Consider the following 21624-nt stretch of genomic DNA (forward strand, 5'->3'; position numbering starts at 1 on the left):
GCTCAGCCTGAAAAGGGTTTGATTACCGCCACAACGTCGTTGCGGTGCACAAGATGCAAATGAATCCCTTTTATGTCAGTGTGAAAACTGCGAATAGCCGCCTTTGTGGACAACGTGCGCAGCCTATCCACGCTCCCCCACCAAGCCTCGTCGGTCAACGTAACGGTCGAATAGCTCTTCAAGCGTCGAATCGAAGCTCTCCACCAGAATCGAACGCATGGGACTGAAGCGGACCAACGATTCCTTCGGCTCGGTCAGAAAGCGGAAGTGGTTAACGATCTGCGATTCCTGAGCCTCTTTGGTCATCGCTTGCACAACATCCAGCTCGTTTTGAGCTATTTCCATGGCCATGGCGAACAGGCTGTTGCACTCAAAGAACTGATTGACCCGTTTGAGATCTTTACGGGCAAGCCTGTACTCCATGCGCCCGACCGCAGGTGCCGAGAGTACGATGCCAACATTGGCAAACTCTTCGGTCTCGGCAAAAGGCGCGAAGCGCACAATGCTGTAGAGGCATATGTATTTCATGAGGAGCGCTCCAGAACTCGTCCGACTCAAGAATACGTCGCGCAGATATGTCGCCACCAACGACATGAGGCCAGAACGTGTCGCTAAAACTCAAAAACAGCGACACGTTCTCGGGATGCTATACCGGGCTGACCTGGCCACAAGCAGGCGCGGTATCCCCCGTCATCAGCCATAGTGTGTATTTCTTGAATTGTGGGTGGTTAACCAGCTTCGAAAGCGTCGAGTAGCCCATCTCGAACATGGATGCTTCCTGCTTTTTGTAGGTGCTGATGCTGAAGCCCATCAGCTCGCAAAACTCAGCCTGAGTCAGACCTTCTTTAGCACGAATAGCCTTCAGCTTCGCTGCCAAATCCATTCATCCCCCTTGACAAGATCCTATATAGGCACCAATATCTGGTTCTCATATAGGAACCAAAACCTATATGCGTACAAAGGTTATCAGACTGCTGCCCTTAGCCGGGCCTGTATGGCTGTGCCCAAGCACTACATTTCCTACGCATCGAATAGACGCATCCATCAAAAATCAAAACGGCGCTTCAGCGCTTAAGGACCCGGCTTGCCCGAAAAAACCCAGAAGCCTGATCGATCAGGCTTCCAAGGAGGAGTTCATGAAACATCCAACCACAAGTATCACCCGCGATAACTTACCTAACCTCTCCCCCCGCCCCGACAACGCCGCCGATCACACCGGCAAGCGCCGCGGCACCCTGACGGCAATCGCCTGGTATCGCTCCAGCCGTTCCGGCAAAGGCACGGTCTGGCTATGCCGATGCGACTGCGGTCTGTTCGAGTACCGACGCCCCGGCACTTGGGCCAACCGGCCTTCTCCTGACGACACATGCAAAGCCTGCCTGCGCGCCAAGGGGCCGAATGCGCGACATACGGCACCGGCTCGCTTGCAGCGTTGGGCGGACAGTTTGCGCAGTCTCGGGCTGACCGATGCGGAGATTGCCAGGATTCGGGCGCCGGGCATGATGGTGGAAACCCGAGGTTTAACGGCTAGTGAGATACGTGAGCAGTTGGCTGTTATGGATGTACGTTAGACAGTGAGCCGAATATCCAGCACTATCAGCTCATTCGATGAGCCGAATAGGCTCTCTAATCGGCTCATGAGCGAGAATGCTATGCAGAACCCCTTCTGGATCTGGCAGCAGCCCCAATGGCCGCATTTTAATTGGCAAGCCGACATACTGGCGCCGCTGCTGCGTGCCTGCACGATGGCTCAGGGTCGTTTGCTCGGTATGGTCGGTGCCGTCAGTGCGGATGCCGAGGCGCAGAGCCGTCTGGATGCCATGTTGCGCAATATCATTACCTCGTCAGCCATTGAGGGCGAGCAGTTGAATGCTGGCTCGGTGCGTTCCTCTCTGGCCCGGCGCTTGGGCATTAACGAGCAAGGTCCGGTGTCGCCTCGCTCTGAAGGGTTGGCCGAGTTGCTGGTGGATGCCACCGGCACGTCTTCACAACCGCTTGATCTGCAGCGGCTGTTTGCCTGGCACCGCTGGCTGTTCCCGGTTGATGAGGGATTGTTAGCTCGCCCGCTCGGTATCGGCACGTTGCGCGGCCATGAGCCGATGCAGGTTGTCTCCGGTCGGCTTGATCGGCCTACCGTGCACTTTGAGGCACCACCCCGTGAGGGACTGGAGCAGCAACTGGATACGTTTCTTGCGTGGTTCGAGAACAGCCGCAGCGATAGCCAGCTTGATCCGTTGCTACGCGCCGGTATCGCCCATTTCTGGTTTGTCACCCTTCACCCGTTCGATGACGGCAATGGCCGCCTGACGCGCACCATCACCGATCTGGCCCTGGCCCAAAGCGAGCAGCAGGCCATCCGCTTCTATGCAATGTCGGCGAGCATTCTGGAAGATCGCGCCGGTTACTACCGCATTCTTGAGGCCAGCCAGAAAGGCAGCCTGGATATCACCGCGTGGCTGCAATGGTTCCTGAGCACGCTGCTGAACAGCCTGGAACAAGCCTTGGCCCGGATCGATCGGGTACTGGCCAAGGCCCGCTTCTGGCAGGCGCATCGTGATCAGGCCCTGTCGGCAGAGCAAATCAAAGTGCTTAACCGCCTGCTCGATGGTGGTGAGCGGGGCTTTGAAGAGGGCATCAGTGCCGCGCAATACCAGGCCGTTGCCAAGGTTTCCAAGGCTACCGCCACACGGCACTTGAGTGACCTGATGGAAAAGGGCTGTCTTGTGCGACTGCCGGGTGGTGGGCGTAGTACTCGTTATCAGATTGCGGTGAGCTGAAATTCATCGAACACATGCTTGAATTGGTCACCCCGGGAGATGCGCACGCTCGGGTTGCCAGTGAAAGGGTCGGTAAAACTGCGGTATCTGCTGTGCACTTACCGCCGCCTTCGTCGGCAAGCCAACCCCACCGGTCTGCGGTGCTTATCTGAGCAGGATGGGTAGCTAAGTCAGTGTCGCACTGTGACTACAGGCTACTTAATCACAGCGAGTAGCAGGTATAGTTGATCCCGTTCCCGAAAGGGGCTTGCGAGACTCTAAGGATCCTGGGTAACCAGCAATCGTAGAGCCAGGCAGGTATATGGCGATGACAAGCCGACCTGTCTGCGAATGAGGCGCCGTAAGGCGCCTTTGTCATATCTGTAATCTGGAAAATGCCTCTTTGGCCCTATGCGCCGATTTGCGCAACGACCAGGCCCCACCTCAAGTAATCACGTTATCCACCGTCTCATGAAACCGGTACTGGCCCTTGCCCCCGCGCTTGGCGGCGTACATCGCCGCATCGGCCGCACGCAGGATGTCTTCAACGTGGTTGCCGCTGGACGGGATAAACGCAATCCCGATGCTCGCACCCAGGCAAAACGGTCCCTCATCCACCGTGACCTGCTCGATCAGTTTCTGCGCAATGGCCGCCGCGTCGGCCGGGGTGTGCATGCTGTCGACGATCACCGCGAACTCATCGCCGCCAATGCGCGCCAGGCGGTCATAGGGGCGCAGGCAGGCTTGCATCTGGACGCTGACCCAGCGCAGCACTTCGTCGCCCTTTTCATGGCTCAGGGTGTCGTTGATCAGTTTGAAGCCATCGAGGTCCAGATACAGCAAGGCACTTAACGAGCCGGTGCGCTGGGTGCGGGACACGGCGCCGTGCAGTGCCTGCATGAAGCCACGACGGTTGAGCAGGCCGGTCAGGGCATCGGTGATTGCCTGCAGCTCCAGTTGCCGGTGCAGGTCACGGACCACTGACATGTCCACTGCCAGCACGGTCATGCTCTGTTGCTCGCCCGGTAACGGCGAGCAGGACATCGCCACCGGGATGTTGCTACCGTCCCGGCCGCGCAGGTTGGCGTCGTGCAGGCGCAGGTTATCGCCGCGTTGCCGCGAGTCATGGAACACCGAGGTCTGCCAGTTGTTTTCGTGCGGCGACTCGACCCACGACAGCAGGTCGCTGCCTTGCAGTTCTTCACTGGAACAGCCGAGCATGCGGGTGATGGCCGGGTTGGCGTAACGCACCCGGCCGTCATCACCGACCACCAGAATACCCTCGGCGGTGTTGTCGAGGATCGAGGCGTTGAAGGCGCGCTCCTGCTCCAGTTGCTGGGTCAGCCGCAGCAGGCTGCGCCGGTATTGTTCGTGCTCCAGCAATATCCTGGCCTTGTGCAACAGGACCGCCGGTTGTACCGGCTTGGTCAGGAAATCCACCGCGCCGGAGGTATAGCCCTCATTGAGCACGGCATCGGTCTGGCGCAACCCGGAAATGAAGATGATCGGCGTGTAACGGCTTTGCGGCTCGGCACGCATGCGCCGGGCGGCTTCGAAACCGCCCATGCGCGGCATCTCGACATCCATCAGGACCAGGCCGATGTTGCCCCGGCTCACACATTCCAGCGCCTCGTCCCCGGAACCGGCGCAGCGTACGGGCCGATCCAGGTCTTCCAGCAGCTCGACCATTTCTTCACGGATATCTTGCTGGTCGTCGACCACCAGAATTTCCAGCGACTCATCCTGCGCTAACGGCACATCTACCTCCATGTCTGCAACGGACCGCCCCAGCCAAAGGGCCGTGGTAAACGGCCGCATCGCTACGTGCACGTTTGCTCACAGTCTAGTCACGCTTTGCAAAACATGTAGGCCAGCCCGCTTGCTTCGAGAACCGGTGCGCACTCTGGACGTTGACTCACAGCATCGCGGTTTGGCGTTAACAACTATTCGCCAGCAACGCCGTCGCCACCCGCGAGCCATTGACCCGCCCCAGCAAGGTACAGATTCGCTGCCCCGCCTCGGCCAGCGCTCGAAGTTCAATGCCGGTTTCAATGCCAAGCCCATTAAGCAGATAAACCACGTCTTCGCTGGCGACATTGCCGGTCGCGCCCTTGGCATAGGGGCAACCGCCCAGGCCGGCCACGGAGCTGTCGAACACCGCGACGCCTTCGAGCAGGCTGGCGTAGATATTGGTCAGCGCCTGGCCATAGGTGTCATGAAAATGCCCGGCCAGTTGCTCACGTGGCACCACCCGCCCCACCACGTCGAGCAACCGGCGGGTGGCCGTGGCCGTACCAACGCCGATGGTGTCGCCCAGCGAGATTTCATAGCAGCCCATATCCAGCAGCGCCTTGCTGACATTCGCCACGGCGGTCGGCGCGATATCACCCTCGTAAGGGCAACCCAGCACACAGGACACGTAACCGCGCACGCGGATACCCTGCTGCGCGGCCAGCTCCATGACCGGTACGAAGCGCTCCAGGCTGTCGCTGATCGAGCAGTTGATATTGCGCTGCGAGAACGACTCGGACGCCGCGGCAAACACCGCCACTTCGCGCACTCCGGCTTCAATGGCGGCTTCAAGGCCGCGCAGGTTCGGGGTCAGGGCGCTGTACGTTACGCCAGCTCGCGGGTGGATACCGGCAAATACCTCGGCGCTGCCGGCCATCTGCGGCACCCATTTGGGCGAGACAAAACTGCCCACCTCGATATGCCTCAGCCCGGCCGCCGCCAGATCATCGACCAGCCGGACCTTGTCAGCCACGGCAATGGGCCGGGCTTCGTTCTGCAGCCCGTCGCGGGGGCCGACTTCGACCAGCCGAACGTGTTGCGGCAGGTTCATGATGATCTCCCTGGCGCATCCCGTAGGAGCGGCTTTAGCCGCGAAGGCTTCCCGGCTAAAACGGATCGCCGCCCGCCCGGTGCTGCGCAGCGGTGACAAGGCTGCGGGTGAGCGCCTACACAGGACTCTCTAATCATGAGTTTCCAGCTCCACCAACACAGTGCCTTCAGCAATCAATTCACCTTCCTGGCAATACAGCGCCTTGACCACTCCGGCCTCGGCTGCCCGAATGCTGTGTTCCATTTTCATTGCTTCGAGCACCACCAGTTGCGTGCCGGCTTCGACACGCTGGCCGACCTCGACCAGCACGTTGACGATGCTGCCATTCATCGGCGCGACCAGCCCTGCCTGTTGCTCATGGCCAGCGGCAGCATTGGCAATCGGATCGAAGCGTTTGACCGCCAGCCATTCAAGCCCCCACCGCAGGTACAGCGTGTCACCTTCACGCAACACGCTGCGCGGCGGGGCTGTGTCCGGGCTGACTTTCACCTCCCGCAGCGCTTCGCCAGAGCTCAGGACCAGACCGGTTACAGCCGGCAAGCCACTGCGCCAGGCATTGCGCGCCGCCCAGGGTGAATGCGGATCATCGGCTCGCAGCCGGGCCGGTTCACTGGCCAGCACAGCGGCGCCAGCCTGTTGCCAGAAAGCATCGGGCAACGGTGCGGGCGCCGGCAGCAGTTGCGCCTGGTGCCGCTCGATGAACCCGGTGTCCTGTTCGGCAGCGGCAAACGCCGGGTGGGCGAGGATACGTTGCAGGAACACAAGGTTGGTCTTGAACCCGGCCACCACGGTTTCAGCCAGCATCGCCAGCAGCCGCTGCCGGGCTTCTTCGCGGTTCTCGCCCCAGGCAATCAGCTTGGCCAGCATCGGGTCGTAGAACGGCGAAATGTCATCACCCTCCTGCACCCCGCTATCAACCCGGCGCCCCGCTCCTGGTGCGGCTTCGCGATACAGCGCCAGATGACCGCTGGCCGGCAGAAAACCGCCTTCCGGGTCTTCGGCATACAGGCGTACTTCAATCGCATGGCCGTTGAGCGGCACTTGCTCCTGAGTGATCGGCAGCGGCTCACCGCGGGCCACACGAATCTGCCAAGCCACCAGGTCCAGGCCGGTGATCGCTTCGGTCACCGGGTGTTCGACCTGCAGGCGGGTGTTCATTTCCATGAAGAAGAATTCGCCGCGGGCATCGAGCAGAAACTCGACTGTCCCGGCGCCGACATAACCGATGGCCTGGGCGGCGCGCACTGCCGCTTCGCCCATCGCCTTGCGCAATCCCGGGGTCAGGCCCGGTGCCGGTGCTTCTTCGACCACCTTCTGGTGGCGGCGCTGGATCGAACAGTCACGCTCGTTGAGGTACAGGCAGTGGCCGTGACGGTCGGCAAACACCTGGATCTCCACATGGCGGGGTTGCAGCAGGTACTTTTCCACCAGCATGCGTGCGTCACCAAACGACGACTGCGCCTCACGCCGCGCCGAGGCCAGCGCTTCGGCCAGTTCGGTTTCGCGCTCGACCACTTTCATGCCCTTGCCGCCACCGCCCGCCGTAGCCTTGAGCAGCACCGGGTAACCGATGCGCTGGGCGGCGCTGCGAAAGGTTTCCAGGTCCTGGTCTTCACCGTGATAGCCCGGCACCAGCGGCACCCCGGCGGCTTCCATCAAGGCTTTGGCAGCGGACTTGCTGCCCATGGCTTCGATGGCGCTGGCCGGTGGGCCGAGAAACACCAGCCCGGCGTCCTCCAGACGCTTGGCAAAGGCGGCGTTTTCAGACAGAAAACCATAGCCGGGGTGCACGGCATCGGCGCCGCTGGCACGGGCCGCTGCAATGATGTTGTCGGCCAGCAGGTAACTTTCGCCAGGCCGGGCGCCGCCCAGGTCGATGGCCACATCCGCCTCGCGCACGTGGCGGGCGTTGCGGTCGATGGCACTGTGCACGGCCACGCTGGTGATGCCCAGCGCCTTGGCGGTGCGCATCACCCGGCAGGCGATTTCGCCACGGTTGGCGACCAGCAGGGTATTGATTGTTGTTGTGTTCATATCGGTGTGCTCAGTCGGTTGACGGGCGGCTCACTGCCACGCGGGTTTGCGCTTGTCGAGAAAGGCGCCCAGCCCTTCCTGGCCTTCTTCGCTGACACGAATGCCGGCAATCACGCTCTCGGTACGCTGACGCAGGCCATCGCTGAGTTCACCACTGCCCACGTCGTGCAGCAGCGCTTTGCACACCCGCATCGCGTACGGGCTGTTGAGCAACAGGTTGGCGGTCCACTGCGCCAGCGCACTGTCCAGTTGCCCGTCGGGGTAGCACTCGGCAAGCAGGCCCAGTTCACGGGCACGCTCGCCGTTGAAGCGTTCGGCACTCAGCGCATAGCGACGGCTGGCGCGCTCACCGAGCGCCTGCACCACGTACGGGCTGATCACCGCAGGCGCCAGGCCGATGCGCACTTCCGAGAGGCTGAACAGCGCGTCCGTGCTGCCAATGGCGATGTCGCAACAGGCGACCAGCCCCACCGCACCGCCAAACGCTGCGCCCTGCACCACGGCCAGGGTCGGGCACGGCAGGCGATACAGCAGGTTCATCAACTCGCCGAGCTGATGGGCATCCTTGAGGTTGGCGGCGTAGTCGAGCCGAGCGCTGGCCTGCATCCAGGCCAGGTCGGCACCGGCCGAGAAGTGTTTGCCGCGCCCGCGCAGGATCAGAAACCGCACGTCATCGTCATCACCGACCTGGCGCAGCGCCTGAATCAGTTCGTCGATCATCGCGGCGTTGAAGGCGTTGTGCTTGTCCGGGCGGTTCAGCCACAGGGTCGCGATGCCGCGTGGCTCGTGAACCAGCTCGATGGTGTTGAATGCGTTCATCAGCGCTCCTCCCGTCACATGCGGAACACGCCGAAGCGGGTCGCTTCGATCGGTGCATTGAGGCTGGCGGAAATCGCCAGGGCCAGCACTTCGCGGGTCTGCGCCGGGTCGATGACGCCGTCGTCCCACAGCCGTGCGCTGGAGTAAGTGGCGGCGGCCTGGCGCTCGTACTGCTCGACGATCGGCTGGCGCAACTGTTGCTCGTCGGCGTCGGAAAACGTCTGGCCGGCACGCTCGGCCTGCTCGCGTTTGACCTGCACCAGCACGCCCGCCGCCTGCTGGGCGCCCATCACGCCAATTCGTGCATTGGGCCACATCCACAAAAAGCGCGGGTCAAAGGCACGGCCGCACATGCCGTAGTTACCGGCACCGAAGCTGCCGCCGATAATCACCGTGAACTTCGGCACGCTGGCGCAGGCCACTGCGGTGACCAGCTTGGCGCCATGCTTGGCGATGCCAGCGGCTTCATATTTCTGGCCGACCATAAAGCCGGTGATGTTCTGCAAGAACACCAGGGGGATGCCGCGCTGGCAGGCCAGTTCGATAAAGTGCGCGCCTTTCTGCGCGGCTTCGGCAAACAAAATGCCGTTATTGGCCAGCACCGCCACCGGGTAGCCGCCGATCCGCGCAAAGCCGCACACCAAGGTGGCGCCGAACAGTGCCTTGAATTCGTCGAGCTGCGAGTCATCGACAATCCGCGCGATCACTTCGCGCACGTCGAACGGTTGTTTCGGGTCTGCCGGAACAATTCCGTACAGCTCCTCGGCGCCATAGCGCGGAGCGACCGGTGCCAGCGCCTGCAACGCCCCAAGCTTGCGCCAATTGAGGTTGGCCACGCAGCGCCGCGCCAGGGCCAGGGCATGGGCGTCGTCTTCGGCGTAATGGTCGGCGACCCCGGAGGTCTTGCAGTGCACATCGGCACCGCCAAGATCTTCGGCGCTCACCACCTCACCGGTGGCGGCTTTGACCAGCGGCGGGCCGGCCAGAAAGATGGTCGCCTGGTTGCGGACCATGATGGTCTCGTCGCTCATCGCCGGCACATAGGCACCACCTGCGGTGCACGAGCCCATCACCACGGCGATCTGCGCGATGCCCTGGGCACTGAGGTTGGCCTGGTTGAAGAAGATCCGCCCGAAGTGCTCACGGTCCGGGAACACTTCGTCCTGGCGCGGCAGGTTGGCGCCACCGGAGTCAACCAGGTACAGACACGGCAGGCGGTTTTCGCGGGCGATGGCCTGGGCGCGCAGGTGTTTTTTCACGGTCAGCGGGTAATAACTGCCGCCTTTGACGGTGGCATCATTGGCGATGATCATGCACTCGACGCCTTCGACCCGGCCAATACCGGCGATCAATCCGGCTGCCGGCACGTCTTCGCCATACACCTCATAAGCGGCCAACTGACCGATTTCCAGAAACGGCGAACCGGGGTCGAGCAGGCGGTCGATGCGTTCACGGGGCAACAGCTTGCCGCGTGATGTGTGGCGCTGCTGAGCCTTGGCGCCACCGCCTTCGCGAATGCTGGCCAGCAGGCTATGCAGCGCCTCAACCTGGCCCTGCATGGCCGCTTGGTTGGCGAGGTATTCAGGTGAGCGGGTGTTGATTTGCGTCTGCAGGATAGTCATGACGGCCTCACTCACATCGTCTCGTTGAACAGCTCGCGGCCGATCAGCATGCGGCGGATTTCGCTGGTGCCAGCACCGATCTCATACAGCTTGGCGTCGCGCCACAGCCGGCCCACCGCAAACTCGTTGATGTAGCCGTTGCCGCCGAGAATCTGGATCGCCTCGCCGGCCAGCCAGGTGGCTTTTTCAGCGGTGTAGAGAATCACCCCGGCGCAGTCCTTGCGCACCTGGCGCACGTGGCTGCTGCCCAGCGCGTCGAGGTGCTTGCCCACCGCATACAGGTAGGCGCGGCAGGCCTGCTGGGTGGTGTACATGTCAGCGATCTTGCCCTGGATCAGCTGGAACTCGCCGATGCTCTGGCCGAACTGCTTGCGGTCGTGAATGTACGGCACCACCACATCCATGGCCGCCTGCATCAGCCCCAACGGGCCGCCGGACAGCACCGCGCGCTCGTAGTCCAGGCCGCTCATCAGCACCTTGGTGCCTTCGCCCACAGCGCCGAGGATGTTTTCTTGCGGCACCTCGACATCCTGGAACACCAACTCGCCGGTGTGCGAGCCGCGCATGCCGAGCTTGTCGAGCTTCTGCGCCACCGAGAACCCCGGTGCGCCCTTTTCCAGAATGAACGCGGTCATGCCTTTGGCACCGGCACTCAGGTCGGTCTTGGCGTAGACCACCAGTACATCGCAATCCGGGCCGTTGGTGATCCACATCTTGGTGCCGTTGAGCACGTAGCGGTCGCCCTTTTTGTCGGCACGCAGTTTCATCGACACTACGTCAGAGCCAGCGTTGGGTTCGCTCATGGCCAGCGCGCCGATGTGTTCGCCGCTGATCAATTTGGGCAGGAAGCGGCGCTTCTGCGCATCGCTGCCATTGCGGTTGATCTGGTTGACGCACAGGTTCGAGTGCGCGCCATAAGACAGCCCGATGCCGCCTGCGGCGCGGGAGATTTCTTCCATGGCGATCATGTGCGCCAGATAGCCCATGCCGGTGCCGCCGTACTCTTCGCTGACGGTCAGGCCCAGCAGCCCCATGTCACCGAATTTGCGCCACAGATCCATCGGGAACTGGTCGCTGCGATCAGCCTCTGCGGCACGCGGGGCGATCTCCTTGGCGGCAAAGGCCGCGACCGAGTCGCGGAGCATGTCGATTTCCTCGCCGAGGAAAAAATTCAGTCCTGGGATCATGGTGTGTCTCCGTTCTTATGATTATGGGTTGGGTGCCGTTTACAGCTGTACGGTATCAATCCGTTCGCCCTGGCCCTGCGTTGCAGCATGAAACTGCGGGCCGTTGCGCCATTGGTCCAGCAGGCGCTCACGCTTGAGTTGAGCATGGCCCAGATACCGCTCTTTCACCGCGCCATAACCGCGCACCGCATCGGGCAGCGCCGCCAGTTGGCTGGCCAGCGCCAGATTGTCGCTGCGCAGGCCGCCGAGCAGTTCATCGAGTATGGCTTCATAACTGCGCAGCCAGGCCAGCTCGGTCTTGCGCTCATGGGTGTGGGCGAAGGGGTCGAGCCAGGTGTTACGCACCCGCCGCAACCGTGCCAGCCAGCCGAAGGCCTTGAGCATCCAGGGGCCATAACTGGTTTTCTTGCCTTGCACACCCGGCGCGCTTTTATTCAGCAAAGGCGCAGCCAGGTGAAAGTGCAACTTATAGTCGCCTTCAAAGGTGGATTCGATCTGCTTGAGAAAGTCGCCTTGGGTGAACAGCCGGGCCACCTCGTACTCATCCTTGATCGCCAGCACCTTGAAGTAATAACGCGCCACCGCCTCGCTCAACGCGCCGGGCTGGCCGGCCAGCCGGGTCTCGGCGGCAGCAAAAGCATCCACCCGATCTTTATAACGAGCGGCCAGGGCAGCGTCTTGGTAATCAGTAAGAAACGCCACACGACGCGCCACTTGCTCGTCCAGCGTCCTGGCCAGCTTGGGCGCGCGCTGATCGGCGATCAGTGCTTGTACCCGTGGCAGGTCCACCGCTGCACGGCGGCCCCAGGTGAATGCCGCCAGGTTGAACGGCACGGCGGTGCCGTTCAGTTCAATGGCCTGCTGCAGGGCTTCGATGCCCACCGGCAGCCAGCCTTGCTGGCAGGCAAAGCCGAGCATGAAGGTGTTGGTGGCAATGGAATCGCCCATCAGCGCGGTCGCCAGCTGGCTGGCCTGGACGAACAGTGCCTGCTCATCGCCCACCGCTTCGCGGATCTGCGCGGTCATTTCCGGGGTACGGAACTGCGCGTCGGGGTAGCGCTGCAAATCGCCGGTTTCTGCCTGGGCGGCGAAGTTACGCACAAAGGCGCCGGTCAGGCTTTCTTCACAATTGACCAGCGCATGGGTCACACCCTGGCGGACTTTCGACAGGGTTTCGTGGTTGGCACTGACCACCAGATCACAGCCCAGCAACAGGCTGGCCTCGCCTTCGGCGATGCGCGGTGCATGCAGGTCTTGCTGACGGGCGGCGATGCGCAGGTGCGACCACACTGCGCCGCCCTTCTGCGCCATGCCGGCCATGTCCAGGCTCAGGGTGCCCTTGCCCTCGATGAACGCAGCCATGCCCAGCAGCGCGCCGATGGTCACCACTCCGGTGCCACCGACCCCGGTGATCAGGATGCTGTAGGGCTGCTGTAGAGGAGCTGTTACCGGCACCGGCAGCGGCCATTGCTCGGCCTCGCCCTGGCCCAGCGCTTTGGGCTTGCGCAAGGCGCCGCCCTCGACGGTGACGAAGCTTGGGCAGAAGCCGCTCAGGCAGGTGAAGTCCTTGTTGCACGACGACTGGTCGATCTCCCGTTTGTTGCCGAACTCGGTCTCGACACTGGTCACCGACATGCAGTTCGACTGGCTGCTGCAATCGCCGCAGCCTTCGCACACCGCCTGGTTGATCACCACCCGACGCGCCGGGTCGGGGAATTTGCCGCGTTTGCGCCGCCGGCGTTTTTCCGCGGCGCAGGTCTGGTCATAGATGATCGACGACACCCCGCTGAATTCGCGCAGTTCTTTTTGCAGTTCATCCATGCGGTCGCGGCGCCACACCGGCACACCCGGTGCCAGATCCTGGACATCGCGATAGCGCTCGGTGTCGTCGGTCACCACCACGATGCGCCCGACCCCTTCGGCAGCCAGTTGCCGGGAGATCTGCGCCACACTGAGGCTGCCGTCCACCGGCTGGCCGCCGGTCATCGCCACGGCGTCGTTGTAGAGAATCTTGTAGGTGATGTTGATCCTGGCCGCGACCGCCGCCCGAATCGCCAGCAGCCCGGAGTGGAAGTAGGTGCCATCGCCAAGGTTGGCGAACACGTGCGGCGTGTCGGTGAATGGCGCCTGGCCGATCCACGCGGCGCCCTCGCCGCCCATCTGGCTGAAGGTGCGGGTCTGTGGATAAATCCACGCGGCCATGTAGTGACAACCAATGCCCGCCAGTGCGCGGCTGCCTTCCGGCACCTTGGTCGAACTGTTGTGCGGGCAGCCGGAGCAGTAATGCGGCGCCCGGTCCATCAGGGTTGCAAAGCGCTGGCCGGTCGACAGTTGCGCTTCAAGCACCGCCAGGCACACCTGCAACTCGCCGCTCTGGTGGTGGCGCAAAATACGCCGCGCCAGCGCTCGTGCGATCTGCGACGGGGTCAGGTCGCCAATCGCTGGCAGCAGCCAGTCGGTATGCGGCCGGGTCCACTCGCCTTTGTCGTCGAACTTGCCGACGATGCGCGGGCGCACGTCTTCACGCCAGTTGTAGAGTTCTTCCTTGAGCTGGTATTCGATCATCTGGCGTTTTTCTTCGACCACGACGATCTCTTCCAGGCCATCGGCAAAGTGCCGTACGCCTTCGGCATCCATCGGCCAGACCATGCCGACCTTGTAGATGCGCAGGCCGATCTGCGCGGCGCGCGCCTCATTGATGCCGAGGATCTTCAGCGCCTGGCAAACGTCCAGGTACGATTTGCCCGAGGTGACGATGCCGATCCGCGCCTTGGGCGCATCCATGACAATCCGGTCCAGGCCGTTGGCCCGCGCATAAGCGGCGGCGGCGTACAGTTTGTGTTCGAGCAGGCGTTTTTCCTGGGCCAGCGGCGGGTCAGGCCAGCGGATATTCAGGCCACCCTCGGGCAGTTCGAAGTCGGGTAGCACCGGCTGCACACGGTCCAGGCTCAGGTCTACGACGGCGCCGCTTTCAACGGTGTCGGCCACCGCCTTCATCGCCACCCAGCAACCGCTGTAGCGCGACATGGCAAACCCGTGCAGGCCAAAATCGAGGTACTCCTGCACGCCGGAAGGCGCCAGCACCGGCATCATCACCGCCTTGAAAATGTGCTCGGTCTGATGCGGCAGCGACGATGAGCGGGCGCCGTGGTCATCACCGGCAATCGCCAGCACGCCACCGAAGGCCGAAGAACCTGCTGCGTTGGCATGCCGCAACACATCGCCGCAGCGGTCAACACCCGGCCCCTTGCCGTACCAGATGCCGAATACACCGTCGTAGCGCGCGCCGTCGAACATGTTGACCTGTTGAGTACCCCACAATGAGGTGGCGGCGAGGTCTTCGTTGAGGCCAGGCTGAAATTTGATGTGCTGTGCCTGCAGATGCTCACGGGCTTTCCACAATGCCTGGTCGAAGCCGCCCAACGGCGAGCCACGGTAACCGGAGATAAACCCTGCGGTGTTCAGCCCCGCGGCCAGGTCGCGCTGGCGCTGCATCAGTGGCAGCCGCACCAGCGCCTGGATGCCGGTCATCAGGGCTTTGCCCTGGGTCTGGGTGTACTTGTCGTCGAGCACGGTCAGCGATGCGGTCACGGCCAATCCTCCGATTCTTGTTATCCGGGGGGCTGTAGGGTTCGGCCCGCCGGTTTGTTCTGGAGTGGTTTGGTGGAGCTTGTTTTTCTGGAGTCTAGAAGCGCCGATCCGCTATCGTAAATTTATAAAAAATGCATCGAGGTATCTGAAAAACACATGTCAGTCCGAAACGATATCTCCATGCGCCAATTGCGCTATTTCGTCGCCGCCGCCGAACTCGGGCAGTTTTCCCAGGCCGCCCTGACCGTGCACGTTTCGCAGTCGGCCATCACCACGGCGGTCAGCCAGCTGGAAGACATGCTGGGTGTGCGACTGTTCGAACGCCTGGCCCACGGGGTGAGTCTGACCGCCGAAGGGCACAAGTTTTATCAGCATGCCCGGCACATTCTCGACACCCTGCAAGATGCGGTCAGCCATCCGCTACTGCTCAGCCATAACCTGCAAGGCACAGTGCGCGTGGGCGCGTCTTACACGGTACTGGGCTACTTCCTGCCGAACCTGCTGGCACGCTTCAAACGCAGTTATCCGCAAGTCGAAATCGATCTGATCGACATGGACACACCGGGCATCGAGCAGGGCATTGCCGACGGATCGCTGGAGCTGGGCCTGACCATTGTATCCAACGTCGACAGCGCCCTGCCGTTCGAGCGCCATGTGCTGATGCGCTCACGGCGACAGATGTGGCTGCCGAGCGGCCACCCGCTGCTGCAAGTGGAGTCGGTGAGCCTGGCTGACATCGCCGGGCATGCCTACATCATGGCCACCGTGGATGAAGGCGAAAGCTCGGCGCTGCGCTACTGGCAGGCGGCCGGCCTGCAACCGAAAGTGGTGTTCCGCACCTCGTCGATCGAAGCCTTGCGCGGCCTGGTGGCCCATGGCTTCGGGGTCAGCATCCTGTCGGACATGGTCTATCGTCCCTGGTCGCTGGAGGGTAAAAAGATCGAGGTGCGCCCGGTGGCCGGCAATATTCCGCCCATGGAGCTGGGCCTGATCTGGGGCCGCGACCTGACCTTCAGCGAGCCGGCGCGGGCGTTTCAGCAGTTTCTGATTTCTGCTACTCAGCTTTAGGGGCATTAATCAGCTTTGCAAAACAATTCAGAAGAAAAACAAATTTAACAAATCATTTTCCAGGCTCGACACTGGGGTACTCATACCTACAAAAAGCAGCCTCTGCACAGGAGAAGCATCATGCAAGACGTGGTCATCGTTGCGGCGACCCGCACCGCCATCGGCAGCTTTCAGGGTGCCCTGGCCGGCATTCCCGCGCCGGAGCTGGGCGCGCTGGTCATCCGCCGGCTGCTGGAGCAGACCGGGCTGGACGCCGCGCAGGTCGATGAAGTGATCCTCGGTCAGGTGCTGACCGCCGGCAGCGGCCAGAACCCCGCACGTCAGGCATCGATCCTGGCCGGCCTGCCGCACAGCGTACCGGCGCTGACCCTGAACAAGGTCTGTGGCTCGGGGCTCAAGGCCATTCATCTGGGCGCCCAGGCGATCCGTTGCGGCGATGCCGAGGTAATCATCGCGGGCGGTATGGAGAACATGAGCCTGGCGCCCTACGTGCTGCCAGCGGCGCGCACCGGGCTGCGCATGGGCCACGCCCAGATGGTCGACAGCATGATCACCGACGGTCTGTGGGACGCCTTCAACGATTACCACATGGGCATCACTGCCGAAAATCTGGTGGCAAAGTACGGCATCAGCCGCGAAGCCCAGGACGCCTTTGCCGCCGCCTCGCAGCACAAGGCAATCGCGGCTATTGAGGCCGGACGCTTCAAGGATGAAATCACCCCGGTTTCGATCCCGCAGAAAAAGGGCGAACCCCGGCTGTTCGACACCGACGAACAACCCCGCGCCGAGACCAGTGCCGAGTCGCTGGCCAAGCTGCGCCCGGCGTTTCGCAAGGACGGCAGCGTCACCGCAGGCAACGCCTCCAGCCTCAACGACGGCGCCGCTGCGGTGCTGCTGATGAGCGCAGCCAAGGCGGCGGAACTCGGCCTGCCGGTGCTGGCCAGCATCAAAGCCTACGCCAACGCCGGGGTCGATCCGGCGATCATGGGCATCGGCCCGGTGGCGGCAACCCGTCGCTGCCTGGACAAGGCCGGCTGGCAACTGAACGAGCTGGACCTGATCGAAGCCAACGAAGCCTTCGCAGCGCAGGCGCTGTCGGTGGGTCAGGAACTGGGCTGGGACGCGAGCAAGGTCAACGTCAATGGCGGCGCCATCGCTTTGGGCCACCCGATTGGCGCCTCAGGCTGCCGGGTGCTGGTGACCTTGCTGCACGAAATGATCCGCCGCGATGCGAAGAAGGGCCTGGCGACACTGTGTATTGGCGGCGGGCAAGGCGTGGCACTGGCGATTGCCCGGTAAGCACGGCAGGCCGGCGACCCGCTTCAGCGCCGCAGCTTTCGCCGCTGAAGCGGCTCCTACAGTTTTGCGTCGCCCCGGAGCCCTTCACGGCAAAACAACTTGCATATTAGGTTATTCCTAAATTGAATTTCCCTGATGATGATTATTACCGATAACGTGTAATTCATTCAGGGAATGGCGATTTTCTTCATAAGGCATGCGCATCGCCTCCTGGCCCCTTTCATTCGCCACCGGAGGCTCCATGAGCATCACGTCCATCAATCGCCGTCGTCTTCTGGCCATGGCCGGCACCGCCACGGCGGCAGCGCTGGTCAGTCGGCTGGGGTTTGCTGACAGCAGCCATGCAGGTCATGCCGGGCACGGCACTGCACCGGTGGGCAGCGGGCTGGATCTGGACAGCACTCGCTGGGTGCTGCCCGAGCCGCGCAAGGTCAAGATCGCCACCAACCTCAATGCTGTCTGCCTGGCCCCGGTGGCGGTCGCTGACAGCCAGGGCATCTTCAAACGGCATAACCTGGATGTTGAGTTCGTCAACTTCGGCAATTCCACCGAAGTGCTGCTCGAATCGATGGCCACCGGTAAGGCCGACGCCGCCACCGGCATGGCGCTGCGCTGGCTCAAGGCACTGGAACAGGGCTTTGACGTCAAGCTGACTGCCGGCACCCACGGCGGCTGCCTGCGCCTGTTGACCCTCAAGGATGGCCCGCAGGATCTGGCCTCGCTCAAAGGCACGACCATCGGCGTGACCGACATGGCCGCCGCCGACAAGAACTTCTTCTCGCTGATGCTCAAGCGCCATGGGGTGGACCCGATCCGTGACGTGACCTGGCGGGTCTACCCCATCGACCTGCTCAGCGTGGCGCTGGAGAAAGGCGAGATTCAGGCCGCCAGCGGTTCCGACCCGATCATGTACCGGGTCAAGCAGCAACCGGCGTTCCGTGAGCTGGCGACCAATATGATTGAGGAATACGCCAACATGAGCTGCTGCGTGGTCGGGGTCAGCGGCAAGCTGGCGCGCAACGAGCAGCCGGTTGCCGCAGCGATCACTCACTCGATTTTGCAGGCCCATGCCTGGGCCTTTAAAAACCCCGATGCGGTGGCCGATGAATTCCTCAAGTTCGCGCTCAACACCAGCAAGGAGGAAGTGCGCGCCATCCTCACCGAGCACACCCACGGTTACTACTCGGTGGGCAAGACCTTCGAGCAGGAAATCGCCGTGTACGCCCGCGACCTCAAGCAGGTCGAAGTTCTGAAGCCGCGTACCGATCCTGCGCAATTCGCGGAGAGTATCCATGCCGACGTATTCGCTTGAGCAGACCCAAACCGCCCAGCCCACAAGCGTCACGCTGTGGCGCAGCGGGCTGCTGGCCGCCGCTGCCTGGCTGGCCTTCGCGCTGTTCACCGGCTTGTACCCGGACGGCGGACGACCCTGGCCCTTCACTCGCGAACTGGCCCTCGGTGCCGGCGCCGTCGCCCTGCTGCTGGCCCTGACAGCCGTGTTACCCGGCGTGTTCGCCCGGCTGGTCAGCGTGCTGAAACCGGCAGGTCCCTGGCTGGTGGTATTGCCGTTGCTGCTGGGCGTGTGGGTGCTGGTGACCGCCAAGATCGTTCTGCTGCCAGTGCCGTTCTTCGCCCCGCCGCAAGCGCTGATCGAGGTGTTTGTCGATGACTGGCCACGCTTGGGTGAAAGCCTGCTGCATTCGTTCTGGTTGCTGTTCAACGGTGTGGTATTGGGTGGCGTGACTGGCTTCATCGCCGGAGTATCGATCGGCTGGTCGCAACGCATCGGCTATTGGGTGCACCCGGTACTGCGCATCCTCGGCCCGGTGCCGTCCACCGCGCTGCTGCCAATCTGCTTTTTCTTCTTCCCCACCAGTTGGAGCGCCAGCGTATTTCTGATTGCCCTGGCAACCTGGTTTCCGGTCACGGTGCTGACCTGGTCGGGCGTGGCCGGGGTCGATAAGGCGTACTACGAAGTGGCCCGTACGCTGGGCGCCAACTCTCGGTTTCTGATCCTGCGCGTGGCGATTCCCGCCGCACTGCCCAACGTATTCGTTGGCCTGTTCATGGGCCTGGGTGCGTCGTTCTCGGTGCTGGTAGTGGCGGAGATGATGGGCGTCAAAGCAGGCCTGGGCTGGTACTTGCAATGGGCGCAAGGCTGGGCCGCTTACGCCAACATGTACGCCGCGCTGATCGTCATGGCGCTGCTGTGCTCGGGGTTGATCACCCTGTTGTTCAAGGTGCGTGACCGGGTGTTGTCGTGGCAGAAAGGAGCGGTGCAATGGTAGCGAGTGCAGCGGCAATTCAGACCCAGGACATCGGCATGGCCCTGGATATTCGCGGCCTGAGCCATGCCTTCGACCTTGGCGACAGCCGCTTGCCGGTGCTCGACAAGGTCGACCTGCAACTGGCGCCGGGCGAAAGCGTTGGCCTGCTGGGGCCGTCAGGCTGTGGCAAGTCGACCCTGCTGCGTCTGGTCGCCGGCCTGGAGACGCTGCAAAGCGGCCAGTTGCAGGCCGACGGCGCGGCGATTCCCGGCCCGCATCACTCGCGGGTGCTGGTGTTTCAGGACCCGACCCTCTACCCGTGGCGCAGCGTGTGGGACAACGTTGCGCTCGGCCTGCAAGCCCGAGGCCAGCTCAAGACCCACAAGCACCGGGTTGATGAGACTCTTGGCAAGGTCGGACTGCTGGAATTTCGCGACGCCTACCCACGCCAGCTCTCCGGCGGCATGGCACAGCGCGCCGCCCTGGCCCGCGCCCTGATCAACGAACCGCGCCTGCTGCTGCTCGACGAGCCGCTGGGCAAGCTTGATTCACTGACCCGCATCGCCATGCAGGGCGAGCTGATTCGCCTGTGGCAGCAGCAACGCTACAGCTCGTTGCTGGTCACCCATGACGTCGAAGAGGCATTGCTGTTGTGTGACCGCGTGCTGGTGTTCTCGGCCCGCCCGGCCAGGGTGCTGGCCGAACTCAAGGTCGACCGGCCGTACCCGCGTCGGCGGGATGATCCAAGGTTACTGGAGCTGCGTCATCATGCGCTGGAGTTGCTCGGGCAGGGGAGTGACTGGTAAGCAAGCACCTTGATTGTAAGTGCGGGGAGGCTGATCTGTAGCGGTACGCAAACGACTTAACAGGCGCCGCCCCACTCAATGGCATTGAGCAGGCGTAGGACCTGACAGACGCCGACGTCTGTTTCACACAGCATTTCAGGTGACTTGCCTGCCAAGGCACGGGTCGGCCTGAACATCCAGGCCATAGCGTCGTTAGCGCTTTCAAAAACCTCGGTGGCCTGATTGAACACAAGATGCTTTCGCTCAAACACCACAAGGCTCATGGTCTTTTCCATAGAGTCACCAGATCCATGATTAGGAAACCCTCCGCTTCACAGGTCAGCCCGCGTAGTCTGCAAGTTTACTGCATGAATTCGGAAACAAGCCTTCGGCTACAAGAACAGGTATCTGCCTACGAAAACTAGAGATCTCGGCTACAAAGTGGCAGACACTGGCCCTACCTCCTCATCCCTTGTATGTTCCCTGTTGCGCCAGCCCATGGCGACACAGGGAACCATTTCTGCATTCAAGGGAGTCGCCATGCGTACACTGATCGTTGCCACCTTTGCCCTGAGCCTTTCATTGCCCATTCTGGGCGCCACTCCACCCTCTGCCAAACAGATCACCGCCTGGGCGCCTGCTGAAGTGCAGCAGATGGGCGTGCAAGTCGAAAATGTGGTTCCCGTGGCGTTGCCGAACAACGAGCAGGCTTATCTGGCGTCGGTATCTTATGAAAACGCAGGCAGGAATTTTCAGGCCGGTTATCTGCTGGTGCGCCCGACCCTCAAGCAGGCGCGAGCGCTTGAAGACTTCGGCGGGCAATACAACAAGATCCGCCTGCTCGACGACTACGGCAGCAGTCAGTCGGTGCTCATCATTGGCGGCGCCGGTTCCGGCCAGGGCAGTTCAGCCGGCAGCTATTCTCTGGTGGCCTTTGAGGGCTGGGAGCCGCGAACGTTGTACAGCGCTGGTGAACAAGACAACACAGGCAATTGCGGCCCAGAAGTGCAACGCGAGTGTTGGGGCAATCGGGTATTCCTCAATGTCTTCTCGGTGGGCGGTCCCGGCGGCAGGATCGGCCTGGTAGTGACCAACGTGAAATACACATCAGTCGACATGGAAAGCCCCCATCAATACACCCAAGAGTCGCAGCTGGTATTTGTTGACCACCCGGCGTACTGATCGCAGCGCCTGTCGCTGCCAGCGATTTTCCAGCAAGACCGGGAATAACTTACAAATATTGGCACTAACGTCCTAGTAACGTCGGAAAACACCGATATAGAGGCGTTAACTAGTTATTGTAGAAAATCCTAAATAAAGCCGATGTATAGCCGACATAAGTCGCATGCCTGCA

Annotated in this window: 18 protein-coding genes; 8 read left to right on the plus strand and 10 right to left on the minus strand. The window is 62.2% G+C overall.

Going from position 1 to position 21624, the window contains the following annotated elements:
• Positions 1–123 precede the first annotated feature (123 nt).
• Positions 124–528 (minus strand): DUF3037 domain-containing protein, encoded by a 405-nt coding sequence (locus NRB16_RS21160; protein WP_257106855.1) that lies wholly within the window; start codon positions 526–528, stop codon positions 124–126.
• A gap of 118 nt (positions 529–646) precedes the next feature.
• Positions 647–883, minus strand: a complete 237-nt coding sequence (locus NRB16_RS21165; protein ID WP_257106856.1) for a DNA-binding transcriptional regulator — start codon at positions 881–883, stop codon at positions 647–649.
• 253 nt (positions 884–1136) lie between these two features.
• Here NRB16_RS21165 and NRB16_RS21170 point away from each other — a divergent pair, with 253 nt between their 5' ends.
• Together NRB16_RS21170 and NRB16_RS21175 are read left to right on the plus strand one after the other, a co-directional pair.
• On the plus strand, positions 1137–1571 hold the full coding sequence (locus tag NRB16_RS21170) for a hypothetical protein (RefSeq protein ID WP_257106857.1): 435 nt from the start codon (positions 1137–1139) through the stop codon (positions 1569–1571).
• Between the two features lie 81 nt (positions 1572–1652).
• On the plus strand, positions 1653–2777 hold the full coding sequence (locus tag NRB16_RS21175; protein WP_045484325.1) for a Fic family protein: 1125 nt from the start codon (positions 1653–1655) through the stop codon (positions 2775–2777).
• Between the two features lie 423 nt (positions 2778–3200).
• Here the strand turns inward: NRB16_RS21175 and NRB16_RS21180 are convergent, their stop codons facing one another.
• From NRB16_RS21180 to NRB16_RS21210, 7 genes are all read right to left on the minus strand, one after another.
• Positions 3201–4514, minus strand: coding sequence for a diguanylate cyclase domain-containing protein (locus NRB16_RS21180; RefSeq protein ID WP_257106858.1), 1314 nt, complete (start codon positions 4512–4514; stop codon positions 3201–3203).
• Between the two features lie 178 nt (positions 4515–4692).
• A complete protein-coding gene (locus NRB16_RS21185) occupies positions 4693–5598 on the minus strand; it encodes a hydroxymethylglutaryl-CoA lyase (protein ID WP_257106859.1) in 906 nt (301 codons plus the stop codon).
• Positions 5599–5727: 129 nt separating this feature from the next.
• The gene (locus tag NRB16_RS21190) at positions 5728–7632 is read right to left on the minus strand and encodes an acetyl/propionyl/methylcrotonyl-CoA carboxylase subunit alpha (protein WP_257106860.1); all 1905 of its coding nucleotides are present in this window, start codon (positions 7630–7632) and stop codon (positions 5728–5730) included.
• Between the two features lie 30 nt (positions 7633–7662).
• On the minus strand, positions 7663–8451 hold the full coding sequence (locus NRB16_RS21195; protein ID WP_257106861.1) for a gamma-carboxygeranoyl-CoA hydratase: 789 nt from the start codon (positions 8449–8451) through the stop codon (positions 7663–7665).
• A gap of 14 nt (positions 8452–8465) precedes the next feature.
• Positions 8466–10073 carry a carboxyl transferase domain-containing protein gene (locus NRB16_RS21200; RefSeq protein ID WP_257106862.1) on the minus strand — a complete coding sequence of 536 codons (1608 nt, stop codon included), beginning with the start codon at positions 10071–10073 and terminating at the stop codon, positions 8466–8468.
• A gap of 11 nt (positions 10074–10084) precedes the next feature.
• Complete coding sequence (locus tag NRB16_RS21205; protein WP_253116971.1) at positions 10085–11260, minus strand: isovaleryl-CoA dehydrogenase; 1176 nt, start codon at positions 11258–11260, stop codon at positions 10085–10087.
• A 39-nt stretch (positions 11261–11299) separates the two neighbouring features.
• Positions 11300–14851, minus strand: coding sequence for an indolepyruvate ferredoxin oxidoreductase family protein (locus NRB16_RS21210; protein ID WP_257106863.1), 3552 nt, complete (start codon positions 14849–14851; stop codon positions 11300–11302).
• A gap of 156 nt (positions 14852–15007) precedes the next feature.
• Between NRB16_RS21210 and NRB16_RS21215 the strand changes: the two genes are divergently transcribed.
• From NRB16_RS21215 to NRB16_RS21235, 5 genes are all read left to right on the plus strand, one after another.
• Positions 15008–15919 carry a LysR family transcriptional regulator gene (locus NRB16_RS21215; RefSeq protein WP_253116972.1) on the plus strand — a complete coding sequence of 304 codons (912 nt, stop codon included), beginning with the start codon at positions 15008–15010 and terminating at the stop codon, positions 15917–15919.
• A 120-nt stretch (positions 15920–16039) separates the two neighbouring features.
• Positions 16040–17218: an acetyl-CoA C-acetyltransferase gene (locus tag NRB16_RS21220; RefSeq protein WP_045484346.1), complete on the plus strand. Its 1179-nt coding sequence runs from the start codon at positions 16040–16042 to the stop codon at positions 17216–17218.
• 241 nt (positions 17219–17459) lie between these two features.
• Entirely contained in the window at positions 17460–18530 is a 1071-nt protein-coding gene (locus NRB16_RS21225; RefSeq protein ID WP_253142391.1) for an ABC transporter substrate-binding protein, read from the plus strand.
• Positions 18511–19506, plus strand: coding sequence for an ABC transporter permease (locus NRB16_RS21230; RefSeq protein WP_257106864.1), 996 nt, complete (start codon positions 18511–18513; stop codon positions 19504–19506). Before NRB16_RS21225 ends, NRB16_RS21230 begins: the two co-directional genes overlap by 20 nt.
• Positions 19500–20291: an ABC transporter ATP-binding protein gene (locus NRB16_RS21235; protein WP_253142389.1), complete on the plus strand. Its 792-nt coding sequence runs from the start codon at positions 19500–19502 to the stop codon at positions 20289–20291. The genes NRB16_RS21230 and NRB16_RS21235 overlap by 7 nt, the downstream gene beginning before the upstream one ends.
• Positions 20292–20347: 56 nt before the next feature.
• On the opposite strand, the gene NRB16_RS21240 is transcribed toward NRB16_RS21235, so the two are convergent.
• Positions 20348–20566: an MbcA/ParS/Xre antitoxin family protein gene (locus tag NRB16_RS21240; RefSeq protein ID WP_257106865.1), complete on the minus strand. Its 219-nt coding sequence runs from the start codon at positions 20564–20566 to the stop codon at positions 20348–20350.
• Positions 20567–20810: 244 nt separating this feature from the next.
• Between NRB16_RS21240 and NRB16_RS21245 the strand changes: the two genes are divergently transcribed.
• Positions 20811–21452: a hypothetical protein gene (locus NRB16_RS21245; protein ID WP_253116976.1), complete on the plus strand. Its 642-nt coding sequence runs from the start codon at positions 20811–20813 to the stop codon at positions 21450–21452.
• The last annotated feature ends 172 nt before the right edge of the window (positions 21453–21624 follow it).

Origin of the sequence: Pseudomonas sp. LJDD11 (assembly GCF_024584215.1) — a bacterium.
GTDB lineage: Bacteria > Pseudomonadota > Gammaproteobacteria > Pseudomonadales > Pseudomonadaceae > Aquipseudomonas.

What these genes read in the sequence shown, in the direction of transcription:
- NRB16_RS21165 (WP_257106856.1), bottom strand. Translation starts at nt 883, where the DNA reads ATGGATTTGGCAGCGAAGCTGAAGGCTATTCGTGCTAAAGAAGGTCTG.
- NRB16_RS21245 (WP_253116976.1), top strand. Translation starts at nt 20,811, where the DNA reads ATGCGTACACTGATCGTTGCCACCTTTGCCCTGAGCCTTTCATTGCCC.
- NRB16_RS21205 (WP_253116971.1), bottom strand. Translation starts at nt 11,260, where the DNA reads ATGATCCCAGGACTGAATTTTTTCCTCGGCGAGGAAATCGACATGCTC.
- NRB16_RS21220 (WP_045484346.1), top strand. Translation starts at nt 16,040, where the DNA reads ATGCAAGACGTGGTCATCGTTGCGGCGACCCGCACCGCCATCGGCAGC.
- NRB16_RS21190 (WP_257106860.1), bottom strand. Translation starts at nt 7,632, where the DNA reads ATGAACACAACAACAATCAATACCCTGCTGGTCGCCAACCGTGGCGAA.
- NRB16_RS21235 (WP_253142389.1), top strand. Translation starts at nt 19,500, where the DNA reads ATGGTAGCGAGTGCAGCGGCAATTCAGACCCAGGACATCGGCATGGCC.
- NRB16_RS21195 (WP_257106861.1), bottom strand. Translation starts at nt 8,451, where the DNA reads ATGAACGCATTCAACACCATCGAGCTGGTTCACGAGCCACGCGGCATC.
- NRB16_RS21225 (WP_253142391.1), top strand. Translation starts at nt 17,460, where the DNA reads ATGAGCATCACGTCCATCAATCGCCGTCGTCTTCTGGCCATGGCCGGC.
- NRB16_RS21200 (WP_257106862.1), bottom strand. Translation starts at nt 10,073, where the DNA reads ATGACTATCCTGCAGACGCAAATCAACACCCGCTCACCTGAATACCTC.
- NRB16_RS21230 (WP_257106864.1), top strand. Translation starts at nt 18,511, where the DNA reads ATGCCGACGTATTCGCTTGAGCAGACCCAAACCGCCCAGCCCACAAGC.
- NRB16_RS21170 (WP_257106857.1), top strand. Translation starts at nt 1,137, where the DNA reads ATGAAACATCCAACCACAAGTATCACCCGCGATAACTTACCTAACCTC.
- NRB16_RS21215 (WP_253116972.1), top strand. Translation starts at nt 15,008, where the DNA reads ATGTCAGTCCGAAACGATATCTCCATGCGCCAATTGCGCTATTTCGTC.
- NRB16_RS21175 (WP_045484325.1), top strand. Translation starts at nt 1,653, where the DNA reads ATGCAGAACCCCTTCTGGATCTGGCAGCAGCCCCAATGGCCGCATTTT.
- NRB16_RS21185 (WP_257106859.1), bottom strand. Translation starts at nt 5,598, where the DNA reads ATGAACCTGCCGCAACACGTTCGGCTGGTCGAAGTCGGCCCCCGCGAC.
- NRB16_RS21240 (WP_257106865.1), bottom strand. Translation starts at nt 20,566, where the DNA reads ATGGAAAAGACCATGAGCCTTGTGGTGTTTGAGCGAAAGCATCTTGTG.
- NRB16_RS21160 (WP_257106855.1), bottom strand. Translation starts at nt 528, where the DNA reads ATGAAATACATATGCCTCTACAGCATTGTGCGCTTCGCGCCTTTTGCC.